Origin of the sequence: Rhizobium sp. ZX09, from assembly GCF_017357485.1 — a bacterium.
In the GTDB taxonomy this organism is placed as follows: domain Bacteria; phylum Pseudomonadota; class Alphaproteobacteria; order Rhizobiales; family Rhizobiaceae; genus Agrobacterium; species Agrobacterium pusense.
Genome location: NZ_CP031364.1, coordinates 249,214 through 266,023, shown reverse-complemented (window position 1 = coordinate 266,023; position 16,810 = coordinate 249,214). Strand labels below are relative to the sequence as shown.

At 60.3% G+C, this 16,810-nt stretch carries 17 protein-coding genes; 7 read left to right on the top strand and 10 right to left on the bottom strand.

Translation table 11 applies throughout. The features are described from left to right. Positions 1-6 precede the first annotated feature (6 nt). The gene (locus tag BTN45_RS15905) at positions 7-1,584 is read left to right on the top strand and encodes an FGGY-family carbohydrate kinase (protein ID WP_207589958.1); all 1,578 of its coding nucleotides are present in this window, start codon (positions 7-9) and stop codon (positions 1,582-1,584) included. A gap of 103 nt (positions 1,585-1,687) precedes the next feature. Here BTN45_RS15905 and BTN45_RS15900 read toward each other — a convergent pair whose 3' ends face one another. Beyond that, positions 1,688-2,521 (bottom strand): MurR/RpiR family transcriptional regulator, encoded by an 834-nt coding sequence (locus tag BTN45_RS15900; protein WP_207589956.1) that lies wholly within the window; start codon positions 2,519-2,521, stop codon positions 1,688-1,690. A 294-nt stretch (positions 2,522-2,815) separates the two neighbouring features. Here BTN45_RS15900 and BTN45_RS15895 point away from each other — a divergent pair, with 294 nt between their 5' ends. Further along, on the top strand, positions 2,816-3,553 hold the full coding sequence (locus BTN45_RS15895) for a sulfate transporter family protein (protein ID WP_004445244.1): 738 nt from the start codon (positions 2,816-2,818) through the stop codon (positions 3,551-3,553). Here the strand turns inward: BTN45_RS15895 and nth are convergent. After that, entirely contained in the window at positions 3,515-4,297 is a 783-nt protein-coding gene (gene nth, locus BTN45_RS15890) for an endonuclease III (RefSeq protein WP_022562763.1), read from the bottom strand. The two genes, BTN45_RS15895 and nth, sit on opposite strands and share 39 nt — an antisense overlap. A gap of 37 nt (positions 4,298-4,334) precedes the next feature. Between nth and BTN45_RS15885 the strand changes: the two genes are divergently transcribed. Together BTN45_RS15885 and BTN45_RS15880 are read left to right on the top strand one after the other, a co-directional pair. Then, positions 4,335-4,814, top strand: a complete 480-nt coding sequence (locus BTN45_RS15885) for a DUF2244 domain-containing protein (protein WP_004445240.1) — start codon at positions 4,335-4,337, stop codon at positions 4,812-4,814. A 217-nt stretch (positions 4,815-5,031) separates the two neighbouring features. Continuing rightward, positions 5,032-5,904: a bifunctional helix-turn-helix domain-containing protein/methylated-DNA--[protein]-cysteine S-methyltransferase gene (locus BTN45_RS15880; RefSeq protein ID WP_207589954.1), complete on the top strand. Its 873-nt coding sequence runs from the start codon at positions 5,032-5,034 to the stop codon at positions 5,902-5,904. 82 nt (positions 5,905-5,986) lie between these two features. Here BTN45_RS15880 and BTN45_RS15875 read toward each other — a convergent pair whose 3' ends face one another. Continuing rightward, positions 5,987-6,961 (bottom strand): sugar-binding transcriptional regulator, encoded by a 975-nt coding sequence (locus BTN45_RS15875; RefSeq protein ID WP_034497564.1) that lies wholly within the window; start codon positions 6,959-6,961, stop codon positions 5,987-5,989. A 205-nt stretch (positions 6,962-7,166) separates the two neighbouring features. On the opposite strand from BTN45_RS15875, the gene tal reads away from it, so the two are divergent. After that, on the top strand, positions 7,167-8,132 hold the full coding sequence (gene tal / locus BTN45_RS15870; RefSeq protein ID WP_034496814.1) for a transaldolase: 966 nt from the start codon (positions 7,167-7,169) through the stop codon (positions 8,130-8,132). A gap of 103 nt (positions 8,133-8,235) precedes the next feature. On the opposite strand, the gene BTN45_RS15865 is transcribed toward tal, so the two are convergent. Further along, positions 8,236-9,003 carry an IclR family transcriptional regulator gene (locus tag BTN45_RS15865; protein WP_034496812.1) on the bottom strand — a complete coding sequence of 256 codons (768 nt, stop codon included), beginning with the start codon at positions 9,001-9,003 and terminating at the stop codon, positions 8,236-8,238. 205 nt (positions 9,004-9,208) lie between these two features. Here BTN45_RS15865 and BTN45_RS15860 point away from each other — a divergent pair, with 205 nt between their 5' ends. Continuing rightward, positions 9,209-9,940 (top strand): SDR family oxidoreductase, encoded by a 732-nt coding sequence (locus BTN45_RS15860; protein WP_004445231.1) that lies wholly within the window; start codon positions 9,209-9,211, stop codon positions 9,938-9,940. A 56-nt stretch (positions 9,941-9,996) separates the two neighbouring features. Here the strand turns inward: BTN45_RS15860 and BTN45_RS15855 are convergent, their stop codons facing one another. From BTN45_RS15855 to BTN45_RS15835, 5 genes are all read right to left on the bottom strand, one after another. Continuing rightward, positions 9,997-10,170, bottom strand: a complete 174-nt coding sequence (locus BTN45_RS15855; protein ID WP_003499086.1) for a DUF1328 domain-containing protein — start codon at positions 10,168-10,170, stop codon at positions 9,997-9,999. A 108-nt stretch (positions 10,171-10,278) separates the two neighbouring features. After that, a complete protein-coding gene (locus BTN45_RS15850; RefSeq protein WP_207589952.1) occupies positions 10,279-11,133 on the bottom strand; it encodes a metal ABC transporter permease in 855 nt (284 codons plus the stop codon). Beyond that, complete coding sequence (locus BTN45_RS15845; RefSeq protein ID WP_034496805.1) at positions 11,130-11,990, bottom strand: metal ABC transporter permease; 861 nt, start codon at positions 11,988-11,990, stop codon at positions 11,130-11,132. The genes BTN45_RS15850 and BTN45_RS15845 overlap by 4 nt, the downstream gene beginning before the upstream one ends. Continuing rightward, positions 11,983-12,879: a manganese/iron ABC transporter ATP-binding protein gene (locus tag BTN45_RS15840; protein WP_022562755.1), complete on the bottom strand. Its 897-nt coding sequence runs from the start codon at positions 12,877-12,879 to the stop codon at positions 11,983-11,985. The genes BTN45_RS15845 and BTN45_RS15840 overlap by 8 nt, the downstream gene beginning before the upstream one ends. Beyond that, the gene (locus BTN45_RS15835) at positions 12,876-13,739 is read right to left on the bottom strand and encodes a metal ABC transporter substrate-binding protein (protein ID WP_246751738.1); all 864 of its coding nucleotides are present in this window, start codon (positions 13,737-13,739) and stop codon (positions 12,876-12,878) included. The genes BTN45_RS15840 and BTN45_RS15835 overlap by 4 nt, the downstream gene beginning before the upstream one ends. Positions 13,740-14,050: 311 nt before the next feature. Here BTN45_RS15835 and BTN45_RS15830 point away from each other — a divergent pair, with 311 nt between their 5' ends. Then, on the top strand, positions 14,051-14,986 hold the full coding sequence (locus BTN45_RS15830) for a hypothetical protein (protein WP_246751698.1): 936 nt from the start codon (positions 14,051-14,053) through the stop codon (positions 14,984-14,986). Positions 14,987-15,240: 254 nt separating this feature from the next. On the opposite strand, the gene lysS is transcribed toward BTN45_RS15830, so the two are convergent. Beyond that, positions 15,241-16,740: a lysine--tRNA ligase gene (gene lysS, locus BTN45_RS15825; protein WP_108081663.1), complete on the bottom strand. Its 1,500-nt coding sequence runs from the start codon at positions 16,738-16,740 to the stop codon at positions 15,241-15,243. Positions 16,741-16,810: the final 70 nt, after the last annotated feature.

Here is a 16,810-nt window from a genome sequence, read left to right as displayed (position 1 = left end):
GCAGTCTTGAAGCGTCAAAATCTCGTCGCTGTCGATGTCGGCACCGCCAGCGCCCGGGCCGGCATTTTCGATGCGGCCGGCCGGCTGCTTGCCCGCGCCACCCATCCGATCCTGATGCAGAGGCCGCAGGAAAACCACGCCGAACATGATTCCACCGACATATGGAAGGCAGTCTGCATCGTGGTAAGGGCAGCGCTTGCCGAGGCGGGTGTTCCGCCGGAAAGCATTGCTGCAATCGGTTTCGATGCCACCTGTTCGCTCGTCATCCGCGATGGGCGGGGTGAGCCGGTTTCGGTATCCGTGACCGGGGAAGACCGGTTCGACACCATCGTCTGGCTCGATCACCGGGCGATATCGGAGGCCGACCGGCTGACGGCATCGGGACACCGGGTGCTGGATTTCGCCGGCAACAGCGTCTCGCCGGAAATGCAGATGCCGAAGCTGATGTGGCTGAAGCAGCATATGCCCGGGAGCTGGTCGCGCATGTCCTTAGCCTTCGATCTGGCGGATTTCCTGACGTGGAAAGCGACCGGTTCAGCAAAACGTTCTAATTGCACGCAGACGGCGAAGTGGAATTTTCTTGCGCAGGAAAATCCCGGCTGGCAGGCGGATTATCTCGAACTGGCGGGGCTTGCCGACTTGAGAGAGCGGGCAGGGCTCCCCGAAACCACCGTGATGCCGGGAGAAAGCATCGGTCCGCTTTCGCCCGAAGCTGCAGCCGAGCTTGGTCTGGATACCGGTTGTCAGGTCGCTGCGGGCATGATCGACGCCTATGCCGGCGCGCTGGGGGCGCTGGGCGGATGCCTGTCTGCCGATGTTGGCCGCCATGTTGCGCTGATCGCCGGGACTTCGAGCTGCCTTGTTGCGGTGTCGGAGCGGCAAATGCCCGGCCATAGCCTCTGGGGCCCCTATTGGCAGGCGATCCTGCCCGGGCACTGGCTGGTGGAGGGCGGGCAATCGGCCACCGGCGCGCTGCTCGATCATATGGTACGCATGCATGCGGCGGGCGGGGAGCCGGATACGGCGCTGCATGCCCGCATCGTTGCGCGGGTAACGGAATTGCGGGCGCTTGAGGGCGAGGCCTTTGCCGAGCGGCTGCATGTGCTGCCGGATTTTCACGGCAACCGCTCCCCGCTTGCCGATCCGCACGCCGTCGGCGTCATCAGCGGGCTGACATTGGATACGTCTTTCGACAGTCTTTGCCGTCTCTATTGGCGCACCGCCGTCGCGATTGCGCTCGGCGCGCGCCATGTGCTCGATGCGATGGAGCGTTTCGGTTATGCCGTGGAGAGCCTGCATGTCACTGGCGGACACGTGAAAAACCCGCTGCTGATGGAGCTTTATGCCGATGTGACCGGCAAGCGCATCGTGGTTCCCGCCACTGCCGATGCGGTGTTATTGGGCACGGCAATGACAGCGGCAACCGCCGGCGGGGTGCATGCAAGCCTCGCGGCTGCTGGCGCCGCCATGTATCCCGGCAACGCGGAAATATCAGGCGATCCGGCGCGGGGACCACGTTATGAGCGGGATTATCGCCGTTTTCTCGCCATGTACCGGCATCGTCAGGAGCTGGAAAGCCTTTGACTTATCAGCGTGGAATTTTTGCTGACGGATGCCGCGCGATTCTTCTCCGGCGGGAGAAGAAACAGGTGGTGGCCACTCGATCCTGCCGCGTGCCAAGCGCAGATCAGCCGCGTAGCGAGCGCTTCAGCGCGGCAAAGTTTTTCGCCCGCGCTTTTGTTGCGTCATCGGCCCCGGCGCTTAGCGCGCAGAGGGTGAATTCCAGCAGGGAAACCAGTTGCAGCAAGCCTTGGCCGCCATTTTGCGCCTGCGGCATGGCGAGACAGAGGTCGGCACTTTCCGGACCCCATTCGTAAAAGCGCGTGGTGATCAGCAATGTGCGATAGCCGCTCTTGCGCGCCATTGCAGCAAGCCGCTGCAGCGGTGACAGGCTGCCGCCGCAATCCATGATGACGAGCAGGGTCTTTGCGGTGTCGAAATCCCACAGGGCAACATAGGCGGCGCTGTCGCTACCGAGATAATGGATGTGCCCCCGGCTTTCGAGAAGACGCGCGTAGAAATGCCGCCCGGCATCGAGACCTTCCGGCGAGGTTGCCAGAAAGACATCGCCCGCCGTGGCGATCTCGTTCATGGCAAGCCGCCAGATTGACTGGGACGTCATGTCGAAGGCGGTCTGGACGGCCTGGATCTGCTGCGAAAGAAGCTGTGAAAACGGGTTGGACTGGCGTTCGCCGCCTTCCGCCGTTGCGGGCTGGTCCGCGCCGGCGGTTTCTTCGGCATGGCGCAGATCGGCGCGGATATCGCTGAACTGCCGGTATCCCAGCGAGCGCAGGAAACGTCCGACCGTCATCGGGCTGAGGCCGAGCTTCGCAGCCAGCGTCTGCGCCGTCTCGAACGGTAATTCGTCGAGATGTTCGATCAGATATTTGGCGATCTTCCGCTCGGAAGGGGTGCCTGCCTTCATGGCGCGCGTAAGGTTCAACAGCAGCTTTTCCACCAACGCCTCATTCTTATCTTTATTGAACGATGATGCATGCGCGCGCGCAGACAAGCGTGCGAACCGCAATTTGACGGTGGGGGATAGCTTTTCCGGCCTTGTCCTCCACCGGACCGGAATGCGAATTATGATAGGTATATTATTATATTTTAGAGATACCTTTTATTCAAGAGAAATTCCATCTCCGGTTTAGATCGCGCTAATCTACCTTTTGGGTCCCCGTCTTGCGCAGGATGGGGTCATCGCCTATCTCCTCCTGAGAGAGTGCCCAACCCGAGAAGCTTCAAGGAGTTCCGAATGATTTTTGATGCGGCGCGGCTCGCCTTCCAAAATCTCTTTGCTGCCGAAACCCGGTCGGTATTCTGGAAGGTACTGGGGCTCACCCTTCTCGTGCTCGCGGCCCTGTGGTTCGCCATCCGCTCGATCTTCATCTATTTCGCCCTGCCATGGATAGACGCGCTGATTCCCGGCGTGCCGGACTGGGCGGGCTGGCTGAGCTTCGTTTTCGCCATTTTCGCCGGAATAGGGCTGGCTTTGGCACTGGCGCTGCTCATCTCGCCGGTCACTGCCGTCATCGCCGGCCTGTTTCTCGACGATGTCGCCGAAGTGGTTGAAAAAAAGAGCTATCCGGACGATCCGCCCGGCAAGGCGATGCCGATGGGCGAGGCCGTGCTCTCTTCCATCAAGTTTTTCGGCGTTGTCATTGCCGGCAACCTCATTGCGCTTTTTCTGCTGCTTGTTCCCGGTATCAACCTCATCGCGTTTTTTCTGGTGAACGGTTACCTGCTCGGCCGGGAATTCTTCGAATTCGCGGCGATGCGTTTCCGCTCGCCCGCTGACGCCCGGCTGTTCCGGGTAAAACACCGCACCACCGTCTTCATGGCCGGGCTGGTCATTGCGGCCTTTCTGGCGGTTCCATTCCTCAACCTGCTGACGCCGCTTTTTGCGGCCTCCATGATGGTGCATCTGCACAAGGCTGTCAGCCGCCGCGACCCTTCATTCGCCGCCAGCCGAACCGAACAGCTGCGCGGGTAATTCCACCAGCGGTGCCGGAATATCGAAGGTTTTTTCCGGCGATTTGCAGATATCGGCAATCACGCAGCGCTCGCATTCCGGCTTGCGTGCCTTGCAGCAGTAACGCCCGTGCAGGATCAGCCAGTGATGGGCATGGAACAGATATTCTTCGGGAATGATGCGGATCAGCCGGTCTTCAACCTCGTCAGGGGTCTTGCCCGGCGCAAGACAGAGCCGGTTGGCGATGCGGAACACATGTGTGTCCACCGCAAGCGTGGGCACGCCGAAGGCCATCGACATCACCACATTGGCCGTCTTGCGGCCGACACCGGGAAGCGTCACCAGTTCGTCGCGGGTCTTCGGCACCTCGCCGCCGAAATTGTCGATCAGCATCTGCGACAGGGCAATGACGTTCTTCGCCTTGTTACGGTAAAGCCCGATGGTCTTGATGTAACCGATCAGCTGTTCCTCGCCGAGCGCCAGCATCTTTTCCGGCGTATCGGCCACCTTGAACAGCGCGCGGGTGGCCCGGTTCACGCCCACATCGGTCGCCTGTGCGGATAGCGCCACGGCCACGAGCAGGGTGAAGGGATTGGTATGTTCCAGCTCGCCTTTCGGTTCCGGCCGCTGGATGGAAAAGCGGCGGAAGATTTCGCTGAGCTCCTCCCTGGAATAGGCCGTCTTCACCCGCGCCGGCCTGCGTGCGGCTGCCGGATTTGACTTTTTCAAGGTTTGGGTGCTGGATCGTTTCTTGGCGATTGTCATGGATTATCTATAGCCAGCCCGCCCAAAGGAAAGCAACGTGGATACGCTCAACGACCAGCCGATTTTCGCGGCGGAACTCGTTCCGCACCGTTCGCTTGGCCGCCGCGGTTTCCGGCTGCTTCTCATCCTGTCGGGATTTGCCTGCCTGATCTATGGCGGCTTTTTCTTCGCCACTGGGGCGTGGCCGATCGGCCTGTTTTTCGGACTGGATTTTCTCCTGCTTTATATCGCTTTCCGCGCCAATTACCGGGCGGCCAAGGCGCGGGAGGAGGTCAGCGTCTCGCGCACCAGCCTGTCGATCCGAAAATTCTCCCCTGCCGGACGAATGGTGGAGCATCGCTTCAATCCGTTCTGGGCGCGTTTCAGGGTGAGGCGGCATGACGAGATCGGCATCGTCTCGATGCATGTGACGGGCGAGGGCCGGGCGACCGACATCGGCTCGTTCCTCAATCCGGATGATCGGGAAAGCTTTGCCAAGGCGTTTGGCGGTGCGCTGGCGACGGTGCGGCGGATGTAAGAGGATAATCCAGCTCTCCCTCCGTCATTCCGGCCCTGAGCCGGAATCCAGCCGACGCGCGTCGGCGCGGCGGAAAAGACTCCTTTCAGCCCAAGGACTTGGGCTAGCTGGATACCGGCTCGAGGCCGGTATGACGGTAGAAATGGAGCAGGGCGCAAGAAACGGGTGGAGACGACCACGCTTTAATGTTTTTCTCTTACCCGTTAGGAGATTTGCGATGAACGCCAATATTACGCTGAACGAAGACATCACCCCCATCGGATCCGATTACGACACGGTGCGCGGGGTCATCGAGCTTTTGACGCTGGATTATCGCGAGCAGCCCTCCCTCGAAGCCATTGCCGCAAGGCTCGGCCAGTCACCGACGCAATTGCAGAAGACTTTCACCCGCTGGGCCGGCCTTTCGCCCAAGGCATTCCTTCAGGCTGTAACGCTCGATCATGCCAAGCGGCTTTTGCGCGAGGAGGATCTGCCGCTGCTCGAAACCTCGATCGAGGTCGGCATGTCGGGGCCGGGACGCCTGCACGACCTCTTCGTCACGCATGAAGCCATGTCGCCCGGCGAATGGAAGGCGAAGGGCGGCGGGCTGACGATCCGTTACGGGTTCCACGCCTCGCCCTTCGGTCTTGCGCTGGTCATGGTGACCGATCGTGGACTTGCCGGCTGCGCTTTTGCCGATCCGGGTGAGGAGAGGGCCTGTTTTGAAGACATGGCCGGCCGCTGGCCGAATGCGGATTATGTCGAGGATCGCGAAGCGACCGCGCCTTATGCCGCCCGTATCTTCGATCCGTCCATGTGGTCGGCGGACAGGCCGCTGCGTGTTGTGCTGCTCGGTACGGATTTTCAGGTGCGGGTATGGGAAAGCCTCCTCAAAATCCCGATGGGCCGCGCGGTCACCTATTCGCACATCGCCTGTGATATCGGCCAGCCCACCGCCTCCCGCGCCGTGGGTGCCGCAGTGGGGGCAAACCCGGTGTCCTTCGTCGTTCCCTGCCATCGCGCTGTCGGCAAAAGCGGGGCTCTAACGGGTTACCATTGGGGCCTCACTCGCAAGCGGGCGATGCTGGGCTGGGAAACGGGAAAGGTGTGAGGCTGGTCTCCCTCATCCCTGTGCTTGTCACAGGAATGAGGGGTGTCTGAGTAGGCTGCCTGACAACGCTGCCTGACAACGCCTAAACCAGCTCCATCAACGCCCGCGCCGCCGCCTCGTCCGTTATCAGCGTATTGCAGCCGATCCGCTTGATCGTGGCGCGGATGGCGATGGCGCGGTGGGCGCCGCCGGAGGCAAGCACGATGTGTTTGGCCTTGCGCAGCGTATCGAGATCGATCGCCATGGCGCGCTGGTTGATTGGATGATCGACCGAGCGGCCCTCGGCATCGATGAAGTTGAACATGGTGTCGCAGACGCAGCCGGCGTCAATGAGTTCGCGCAGCGTCTCCCTGGAGATGAAACCTTCCGACAAAGATGTGGAGTGCGGCCCGATATCGCCGCAGGAGACGATGGCAAGATCGAGCGTTTCGGCGAGATCGTACAGCGTTGCAAGCCCGCATTTTTCGATCAGCGCCCGTTTGGTCTCGACCGAATCCACCAGCAGCGGCGCGAGGAACATGTAACATTCCGCGCCGAGCGCGCTCGCCAGCCGCCAGGTGTAATCGAGCGGGTTGGTCTGGTGCACGGCGACGATACCGCCGAGCAGCGAAACGACCTTGCAGTTCTCCCGGCGCGGCGGGCGGAAGCTGGAAAGCGAGGCGGTCATGGTGCGACCCCAGCCGACGCCGATGGTGGCACCATTCGGCACCGCTTCGGAGAGGAATTGCCCGAGCGCCAGCCCGACGGCCTTGGCGGTGCCTTCCGCACTGGCTTTGTCGGGAGAGGGGATGATCACGGCCTCGTCCAGCCCGTAAGCTGCCTCAAGCTGGCCGGCGAGCGAGACGAAATCTTCGATGCCCTCATTGATCCATATCTGCACTTCGGAGCGCTTCATCGCTTCGTCCAGCAGGCGGATGACGGTGGAGCGGCTGATACCCAGCTTTTCGGCGACATCTTTCTGCGTCATGCCCTGATTATAATAGAGCCATGCCGCCCGCAGCCGCAGCGAAGCCGCTTCCGAATAGGCCGTATGGGTTTCTCTTCTCAGTTTCGCCACGGTTTCCGCCATTCATTGTGTTCGCGGAGTATCGCAGGCATGAAACTTATGTCAATTGCGATGCGCAAATGTCTTGACTTTCGACCGTGCCGCTTGCGATAGTCGAAGCCGACGAAACCGCGATTTCGGCCTTGGGCGCACCCATGGTGCGGGAACGAAATGACGGCTGAGCAAGTTTTCAAGAGATCATGAAGGATCATTCGATATGACATCCAAACTCGAACAACTTCGCGCCATCACCACGGTCGTTGCCGACACCGGCGATATCGAGGCGGTTGCCCGCCTGAAGCCGGTGGATTGCACCACCAACCCGACAATCGTTCTGAAGGCGCTTGGCACGCCGGCATTTGCCGATGCGGTCAAGGAAGCCGTCGCCTGGGGCAAGAAGCAGGGCGGTCAGTCCGACGCCGTTGTTGCCGCCGTTGCCGATCGTCTGGCCATCTCCGTGGGTGCAGCGCTTGCCGGCCTCGTGCCGGGCCGCGTATCAACCGAAGTCGATGCCGACCTTTCATTCGATACCGAAGCCTCCATCACGAAGGCCCGCCACATCATTGCCGCCTACAAGGAGCGCGGCATCGAGCGTGAACGGATCCTCATCAAGCTTGCTTCCACCTGGGAAGGCATCAAGGCTGCCGAAGTGCTGCAGTCCGAAGGCATCGACTGCAACCTGACGCTCCTTTTCTCGCAGGCTCAGGCGATTGCCTGCGCCGAAGCCAAGGTCTTCCTCATTTCGCCCTTCGTCGGCCGTATCCTTGACTGGTACAAGAAGTCGACCGGCGAAAACTACACCGCCGAGACCGATCCGGGCGTCGTTTCCGTGCGCAGCATCTACAACTACTACAAGGCCAATGGCATCAGCACCGTCGTCATGGGCGCGTCCTTCCGCAACGTCGGCGAAATCGAAGCGCTTGCCGGTTGCGACCGCCTGACGATCAGCCCGGCGCTGCTGGAAGAGCTGGACAAGGATACCGGCAAGCTGGAGCGCAAGCTTTCGGCAGAAAACGTCAAGGCCGAGCCGCTGCAGTCGCTGGACGAGAAGGCATTCCGCTGGGCGCTGAACGAAGACGCAATGGCCACCGAGAAGCTCTCGGAAGGTATCCGCCTCTTCGCCAAGGATCTGGTGACGCTGCGCGAAATGGTGCGCAAGGAACTGACGGCCGCCGCCGCCTGACGAAAAAAGGGGGAACCATCCACGTTCCCCCGACGTTTACGAGACATAAATCTCCAGTCAACTGAAACGCGATCGGGTCCCTGCCGGTCGCGTTTTTTTGTGCTCAGATAGTGCCCGTCACGATCTCGGAGATACGTTTTGCTGCCTCGCGGATCAACACCTCGCAGGCCTCGCGTGTGGGCGCCTTGCCGCCAAGAGGGGTAATATAGGGGCAGGTGATCACGGCCAGCGCGGTGCCATCGAGCGTCAGCACCGGAGCGGAAATATTGCGGACCCCGGCGGTCTGGAGGCTGTCCATCGATTCGAAGCCGTTCTTGCGCACCTCTGCCAGCCGATCGGCAAGACCCTGCGGTATGGTCTCGCCGCTGCCGCGCACCTGTTCGGTTATCATGATCTGGCGCTGCGCTTCTGTCTGGAAGGCCAGAAGCACGTGGCCCGAGCCGGTGTGGAACAGGCTCATCTGCGCGCCGACACGCATGGACATGGCCCAGTAGGTGGATGATTCCTGTTGGGCAATGACCACAACGCTGCCGCGATCATGGACCGCCAGATGGCAGGCCTGCTCCGCACTCGCCGAAAAATCGCGCATGACAGGGGCCGCGAAGGAAACCAGCCGGCGGATCGGCGCATGGAAATGCGCCAGCCCGAACATCTTCAGCGTCAAAGAGAATCGATCGCCGTCAAGCCGCTGCACATAACCCCGGCGTACCAGCCGGTCCAGCATGCGGTAAAGCTCGTTGGGGCTCTTTCCGATGGACTTGGCGATCTCGATCTGTGTCAGCCCGCCATCGGTGCGGGCCAGAAGTTCGAGAATGTCCAGGCCCTTGTCGAGGGCGGGAGCGCGATATCTTTCGCTGTCGTCGTCGGTCATCTGGCCTCGATGATGATGGTGTGTATGGTCGCCGGCGCCGGGCTGGGCCTGAAAATAGGCTTGCCCTATACCAGCCGTCCAGGCAAGTTTGCTTGACGTCATATGAATACCGCGTTTACATATGAATTGTCGATCCATATTTGAGATCACTGAAATTCAACGGCTCGGCCCCGGCAGGCGGGCGTGCCTTAGCGGGAGGCTATTCATGGTGCAGGATTTTAACGGCCGGACAGTGGTGATCACCGCGGCCGGTCAGGGTATCGGGCGGGCGGCGGCAGAGCGGTTCGTGTCGCTCGGGGCGCGCGTCATCGCCACCGATATCAATGAGCAGGCGCTTTCTACGCTCAAGGGGGCAGAGACGCGGGTTCTGAACGTGCTCGACGGCGATGGCGTAAAAGATTTTGCCGCCGATATCGGCCATGCGGATGTGCTGTTCAACTGCGCCGGTTTTGTTCATTCCGGCACCATCCTCGAGTGTGAAGAGAAGGACTGGGATTTCTCCTTCGACCTCAACGCAAAGGCCATGTACCGTACCTGCCGCGCTTTCCTGCCCGGCATGCTGGAGAAGGGCAAGGGCGCGATCGTCAACATGTCCTCGGTTGCTTCCAGCGTAAAGGGCGTGCCAAACCGGTTTGCCTACACGGCTTCCAAGGCCGCCGTTGTGGGCCTGACCAAGGCGATTGCGGCGGATTTCGTGACAAAGGGCATTCGTTGCAACGCCATCTGCCCCGGAACGGTGGATAGCCCTTCGCTGCACGATCGTCTGCGCGCCACCGGCAATTACGAACAGGCTCTTGCAGATTTCATCGCGCGCCAGCCTATGGGCCGCATCGCTACGCCGGAAGAGATCGCAGCGCTCGTCACCTACCTCGCGTCAGACGAAGCAGGTTTCACCACCGGCCAGATCCATGTCATTGATGGCGGCTGGACGGGCTGACGGATTTCAAGGGAGAGGGGAGGGCGACCGGCGTGACAACCGGTCGCCTTTTTCATTCAGACGACGGCGCTTCCGGCCATCAGCGCAAGCACGAGGAAGACCAGGAAGATCACCACGGCGATGAAGAACAGAATGCGGGCCACGCCGGCTGCGGCTGCCGAAATGCCGGTAAAGCCGAACACGCCTGCGATCAAAGAAATGACAAAGAAAATAAGAGCCCATTTAAGCATGGCGCTTCCCCTTTTGCGAAATTTTCCCGAGCCGCCGCCCCGCGACAGGCTCGATAAAATGACGCGCAAAAGGAGAAAATGTTCCACGCGCCCGTAAAAATCGTTCTTTTATATTGCCGTCTCACGGGCCGTGTCGGTACGGCGGGTTTTCCAGATGGTGCGGACGAATGTCGCGACGAAGGTGACGCTCATGAAGAGCACGATCGTGGGGGCGGGAGCGCTGTCGATCAGGAAACTCAGCCATATGCCCGCAAGCGACGAGGCGACCGCCACCGCAATGGCCACCAGCAGCATGGCGGAAAAACGCCGGGTCAGCAGGAAGGCGATTGCGCCCGGTGCGACGAGCATGGCGACGGAGAGAATGATGCCAACCGCCTTCAGCGCGCCGACTACGGTGAGCGATAGAACCATCAAGAGACCGTAGTGCAGCAGGCGCACGGGCAGGCCGATGGCTCTTGCATGTTGCGCATCGAAGGCGTTGACCAGCAGATCCTTCCGCAGGATGCCGAGAAACAGAGTGGCGAAAAGCGCGATCACGCCCGTCTCCAGCATGTCCAAGGGCGCGATGCCGAGCATGTCGCCGAAGAGGATATGGTCGAGATGTACGTCGCTCTGCACCTTCACGTAAAGCACCAGTCCCAGCCCGAACATGCCGGAAAAGACGATGCCGAGCACCGTATCCTCCTTGACGCGGCTGTTTTCCTTGATGAAACCGGTGCCGAGGGCACATATCATGCCCGCGATGAAGGCCCCGATGGAAAGCGGGATGCCAACGATATAGGCCACCACCACGCCGGGCAGCACGGCATGGGAAACGGCGTCCCCCATCAGCGACCAGCCCTTCAGCACCAGAAAACAGGAGAGCATTGCCATGGGCACCGCGATCATCAGCGTGATCAGGAAGGCATATTGCATGAAAGGCAGCTGAAACGGCAGTATGGCTAGTTCGAGATATTCACTCATGGCGTTTCCTCCAGCGCCCTGCGCGCCTTGGCGCGAGAGGCGAGCAGGCCGTGTTTGGGTGCAAAGACGAAGGCGGCAAGGAAGATCGCCGTCTGTAGCACCACGATGACGCCGCCGGTCGCGCCATCGAGAAAATAGCTGAGATAGGCGCCGATGAAGCTGGTGGCCGCGCCGATGATGAGGCTCATCAGGATCAGCCGCTCGAAACGGTCGGTCAGGAGATAGGCAGTAGCGCCCGGCGTCACCACCATGGCGACGACGAGGAAAGCGCCGACAGTCTGTAGGGCGGCAACCGTGGAGGCGGCCAGCAGGGTGAAGAAGATCACCTTCAGCACTTCCGGTTTCAGCCCCACGGTGCGGGCGTGGTTCTCATCGAAGAACACCACCATGAAGTCGCGCCATTTCAGCGAAAGCACAAGGAGGCTGATACCGCCGATCAAAGCCAGCTGGATGGTGTCTTCGGCGGTGATGGCGAGGATATTGCCGAGCACGATGGTCTGGATATTCACCGAGGTCGGCGAGAGCGATACCATGAACAGGCCAAGCCCGAAAAACGAGGTGAAGATCAGGCCGATGATCGCATCTTCCTTAAGCCGTGTCTTCTGGTTCAGAAACAGCATGGACCCGGCCGCCAACCCGCCGGAGAGAAACGCGCCGAGCGAAAAGGGCAGGCCAAGCATATAGGCTCCGGCAACCCCGGGAACGATGGCATGGGAAAGCGCATCGCCGATCAATGACCAGCCCTTCAGCATCAGATAGGCCGAGAGAAAGCCGCAGACACCGCCCACCAGTGCGCTGACCCAGATGGCGTTCAACATGTAACCATAGGTGAAAGGCTCAAGAAGGGTGTCAATCATCGGCTTTCTCTTTCGGAGCCTCAGAATCGCGCCTGTCCTGGCCATTTTTGCCGTAGATCACGAAGGGCCGCTCGTCATCGGTTATGACCTTCAGGCGGCGCGGATCGGCGTCGCTATGCAACTCTGCCCCGCCGAGAACGAAGTGGCGCAGGCTTCCGCCGAAAGCCCTTTGCAGGTTTTCCTCTGTAAAGGTGTCGCTTGTTTTGCCCGACGCCAGAACCGTACCCTTGACGAAGACGGCGCGGTCGCAGAATTCCGGAACGCTGCCAAGATTGTGGGTGGAGACCAGCATGACGCGGCCCTCGTCGCGCAGTGCCTTCAAAAGCGCGACGATCTGCTCCTCCGTCGTCACGTCGACACCGGTGAAAGGTTCGTCCAGCAGGATCACCTGCCCTTCCTGCGCCAGCGCGCGGGCCAGAAACACACGCTTCTTCTGCCCGCCGGAGAGTTCGCCGATCTGGCGCTTGCGATAATCGAGCATGTTGACGCGTTTCAGCGCCTCTTCCACCATCTGGTTATCGCGCTTTGAGGGGATGCGCAGGAAGTTCATGTGGCCATAACGGCCCATCATCACCACGTCCTCCACCAGCACCGGAAAGCTCCAGTCCACCTCTTCCGCCTGCGGCACGTAAGCGACGAGGTTTTTCTTCAGCGCCTCCTTTACCGGCAGGTCGAAGATCGAGACGGAACCGGCGGCCAAAGGAACGAAACCCATGATCGCCTTGAAAATCGTGGACTTGCCGGCGCCGTTGACGCCGACAAGTGCCGTGATCGTTCCGCGGGGAATGGAGAAGCTGGCATCTCTTAATGCGGTGTGGCCGTTGCGATAGGTCACTGTCGCATTTTGAACCGTCAGGCCGCCGCCTGATTTTTTACTCCCCATTCTCATAAAGACAGTCCCTTGGCGATTGTTTCGCTCGTCACACGCAGCAGGTCCAGGTAAGTCGGGACGGGACCATCAGCCTCGCTCAGCGAATCCACATAGAGAATGCCGCCATAGGCCGCACCGGTTTCCTTGGCCACCTGCTGGGCGGGATCGGCGGAAACGGTGCTTTCGCTGAAGATGACGTGGATATTATGCTCGCGCATGGCGTCGATCACACCCCGAACCTGCTGCGGCGTGCCCTGACTATCGGCGTTAACAGGCCAGAGGAACAATTCCTTCAGGCCGAAATCGCGGGCGAGATAAGAAAAGGCGCCTTCACTCGTCACCAACCAGCGCTTGTTTTCCGGAAGGGCTGAAAGTTCATTGCGGATCGGCTGCACCGTGGCCCTGATCCTGTCCGAATAGGCCTTGGCATTGGCGGCGTAGACATCGGCGTGGGCGGGGTCGATCTCGCTCAGGCCCTTGCGAATATTTTCGACGTAGATCAAGGCGTTATCGGGAGACATCCAGGCGTGCGGATTGGGCTTGCCCTGATAGGCGCCGCCGCTGATCGCCATCGGCTTCACACCATCGCTCACCGTCACATCAGGCACGCCGGAGAGGTTAGTCAGGAATTTCTCGAACCACAATTCCAGATTGAGTCCGTTGCGCAGCACCAGATCGGCCTTGCGGGCCTTCAGAATGTCGCGGGGCGTCGGCTGGTAATTGTGGATTTCCGCGCCGGGCTTGGTGATGCTTTCCACCTCGGCCGCGTCACCCGCTACGTTGCGCGCCATATCGGCGATGATGGTGAAGGTGGTCACGACAACAGGTTTTTCCTGGGCAAGGGCGACGCCCGGAAGAAAAAGCGAGAAAGCGAAAATGGCGTGGCGGAATTTTTGGACGTTCACGTGCTCACCAGATTTTGTTGCGACTAATTCGCAATACCATCTGTTATAAAATCACCTTTGTCAACGCTATTGCAAATCATTCGCAAATCTTGAGATTTCTGAAATGTCCGAAAATGATGCGCTTTTGCGGGTATCTTGCCTGCGGGATTAAACTTTTTTCAATGAGAAAGCGGCACTATCGGAAGGCTCGGACAGCGTGGTCCGAAGCTTATCCCGCGTGTGTTCCTCATCCTTCGAGCCACGTTTCCGGGGTGAGGGCGAGAGGCGGGGTACTTGATGTCAGGATGTTGCGGGTGAAAGCTGTATTCGGACGAATGCGGTTTTCGCGCAAGCTCGTTATGATTGGAGGCGGGATCCTGCTTTTGGCAGGCGCGACCGGTTCCGCTGCCGTTTTCATCGGCAGCGAGCGGCTGCTTGGCCCATCCTATGCCTCCACCAATGGGCTTTCCTGCGACGCAGTCCAGACAGTGAATATCCGCAAGAACGGCTCGCTATGGGTACGCAAATTCATTCGCACCGAAGGCGGAGACGGCACGGAGCGGTTGAAAACCGCCCTGCGCGTCGCCAAAGCGGTTTACGACAAACAGAAGCCCGATCTGGTTCAGGTCTCCGTGCTTGACAGGAACGGCCCGCAGCTGCGTTCGGAAATGCGCGGCCGGGCCATTGCCGCACAGGTGGTCTTCATTCCGGATACGGCGAAAATTCCCGAGGGCGCCGAGGCCCGCCGTTATTCAGCCTTCTATTATGACGGCGCAGCAAATGGCAGCGGCCAGTTTTACGGTCTGCGCATCGATCTGCCGCTTGAAGATACCGAAGCCATGGCTGCCAGCCTCAGCGACTTCGCCGATTGTGCGACGCCGGTTGCGGAGCCGGAAGCGGGCGGCCACGAGGGCAAGTCCGCCAAAGGTCACGGCGAAAGCAAGGGCGGGGCCAGCGGCGAACATGACGCTGCGCCAACGGAGCCCGGCCATGGCGAAACTGCTCCGGAAGCACATGACGAAACTCCGTCTCCCGAAGCGCATGGTGAGACCGTCACCGACGAGCTTCTGACCTCGACACCGGAAGCCGAGGGCAGCAGCATCTTCAGCCTGTCCTATCTGAAGTCACTGATCTTCGGAAAAGGCTCGACCACCGCGCAGGCGGCGGAGGAAAAACCGATGGACGGAGAGGCGGCGGTGGCAGAGGAAGCTGCTGGCGAAAAGGCCAAGGCGGGGCATTGAGAGGGATTCGGCTGTTGCCTAGGCGTTCCTGTTTCATGCCGGCGGTAGGTTCCGCCGACGCTGCCTTGTCATGCTTGCCCGACGTCATCCTTGGGCTTGCCCCACGCCTCTAAGCACGTCAACAAAATCGCTACGTTAGCAAATCCTCGGGACAAGCCCGAGGATGAGGTTGAGTGAATATTCACCTTTCAGCGCCAACTTCAAGGGGATTGCAGCTTGCCCGGAAATTCGAACCGGGCAGCGCTCCTGGTGCCTCAATCCGCCTTGTTGCGGCGGGCCGGGAAGAGAATGACGTCGCGGATCGACGGGGCGTTGGTCAAAAGCATGATCAGGCGGTCGACGCCGATGCCGAGGCCGCCGGCGGGTGGCATGCCCTGGTCGATGGCGTCGAGGAACTCGTCGTCCAGCTGCTTGTCCTTTTCGCCACGCGCATGCGCCTGTTCCAGCTGCTCCACCATGCGGCGGCGCTGTTCTTCCGGATCGTTGAGTTCCGAGAAGGCGTTGCCCACTTCCCAGGCGTTGCAATAGCTTTCGAAACGCTCGACGAGGCGGGGTTCGCCCGGCACTTCCTTGGCGAAGGGCGAGATGTCTTTCGGAAAGTGCGTGACGTGGCTCGGCTGGATCAGCGTGCCTTCCACCTTCTCTTCGAAGATGAAGGCAAGGCATTCGCCCCAGGTCCAGTCCTTCTCGACAGCAAAACCGGCGGCCTTGGCGGCAGCTCGGGCTTCTTCGTCGGTCTTGATGGCGAGGAAGTCGATACCGGTTGCTTCCTTCACCGCATCAGGCATCGGCACGCGCTTGAACGGACCCTTGAACGAGATCGTCTGGCCCTGGAATTCCACCTCTGTGGTGCCGTGGAGCGAGATCGCCAGCGTCTCGAACAGCCGCTCAACGAGACCCATGATGTCCTCGTAGTCGGCATAGGCCCAGTAGCACTCCATCATGGTGAATTCAGGATTGTGCCGTGTGGAGACGCCTTCGTTGCGGAAGTTGCGGTTGATTTCAAAAACCTTGTCGGACAGGCCCGAAACCAGCGTGCGCTTCAGGAACAGTTCCGGCGCGATGCGCAGATACATGTCCATCTTCAGCGTGTTGTGGAAGGTCTTGAACGGGTCGGCCGTTGCACCGCCATAGACGGTCTGCAGCATCGGCGTTTCCACTTCGAGGAAGCCTTCGGCTTCCATGAAGCGGCGGATGCCGGAGAGAATCTTCGAGCGCTGCAGGAATCGCAGCTTGGATTCCTCGTTGGAGAGAATGTCGAGGTGGCGCTTGCGGTAACGCAGCTCGATGTCGGAGACGCCGTGCCACTTCTCGGGCATCGGCAGCAGCGACTTCGTCAGCATGGTGATTTCTTCGGCGTTGATCGTCAGCTCACCGCGCTTGGTGCGGCGCACCTTGCCAGTCACGCCGATGATGTCGCCGATATCGATCATCGGCAGCAGGTTGCGCGCCGCTTCCGGCGTCGTATCCTTGTGGCTGAAGATCTGCACCTTGCCCGAGGCGTCATGAATATCCATGAACATGCCGGAATTGCGCGAGGAATAAACGCGCCCCGCCACCGTCACCGTATCACCGGTCTCGACGTCGGCTTCGATACCGGCATATTTTTCCGCCAGCTCGGCATTGCTCATCGTGCGGTGGAAATGCGCCGGATAGACGTCGCCGATCTGCTCGCGCAGCAGCGCAAGTTTCTGGCGGCGCACTTCTGTCGCGTCGGAGGAGAGGGCGGTGGTTTCGGTCTTGGTGTCGGTCATCGTGTTCGCCTTTATGGGCACATTGTTCTGTTTGCTACTGCGGTCGCCAAATGCGTCCACACTTTCCACA

What these genes read in the sequence shown, in the direction of transcription:
- BTN45_RS15895 (WP_004445244.1), top strand. Translation starts at nt 2,816, where the DNA reads ATGATTTTTGATGCGGCGCGGCTCGCCTTCCAAAATCTCTTTGCTGCC.
- nth (WP_022562763.1), bottom strand. Translation starts at nt 4,297, where the DNA reads ATGACAATCGCCAAGAAACGATCCAGCACCCAAACCTTGAAAAAGTCA.
- BTN45_RS15880 (WP_207589954.1), top strand. Translation starts at nt 5,032, where the DNA reads ATGAACGCCAATATTACGCTGAACGAAGACATCACCCCCATCGGATCC.
- tal (WP_034496814.1), top strand. Translation starts at nt 7,167, where the DNA reads ATGACATCCAAACTCGAACAACTTCGCGCCATCACCACGGTCGTTGCC.
- BTN45_RS15865 (WP_034496812.1), bottom strand. Translation starts at nt 9,003, where the DNA reads ATGACCGACGACGACAGCGAAAGATATCGCGCTCCCGCCCTCGACAAG.
- BTN45_RS15860 (WP_004445231.1), top strand. Translation starts at nt 9,209, where the DNA reads ATGGTGCAGGATTTTAACGGCCGGACAGTGGTGATCACCGCGGCCGGT.
- BTN45_RS15855 (WP_003499086.1), bottom strand. Translation starts at nt 10,170, where the DNA reads ATGCTTAAATGGGCTCTTATTTTCTTTGTCATTTCTTTGATCGCAGGC.
- BTN45_RS15850 (WP_207589952.1), bottom strand. Translation starts at nt 11,133, where the DNA reads ATGAGTGAATATCTCGAACTAGCCATACTGCCGTTTCAGCTGCCTTTC.
- BTN45_RS15845 (WP_034496805.1), bottom strand. Translation starts at nt 11,990, where the DNA reads ATGATTGACACCCTTCTTGAGCCTTTCACCTATGGTTACATGTTGAAC.
- BTN45_RS15840 (WP_022562755.1), bottom strand. Translation starts at nt 12,879, where the DNA reads ATGAGAATGGGGAGTAAAAAATCAGGCGGCGGCCTGACGGTTCAAAAT.
- BTN45_RS15830 (WP_246751698.1), top strand. Translation starts at nt 14,051, where the DNA reads ATGTTGCGGGTGAAAGCTGTATTCGGACGAATGCGGTTTTCGCGCAAG.
- lysS (WP_108081663.1), bottom strand. Translation starts at nt 16,740, where the DNA reads ATGACCGACACCAAGACCGAAACCACCGCCCTCTCCTCCGACGCGACA.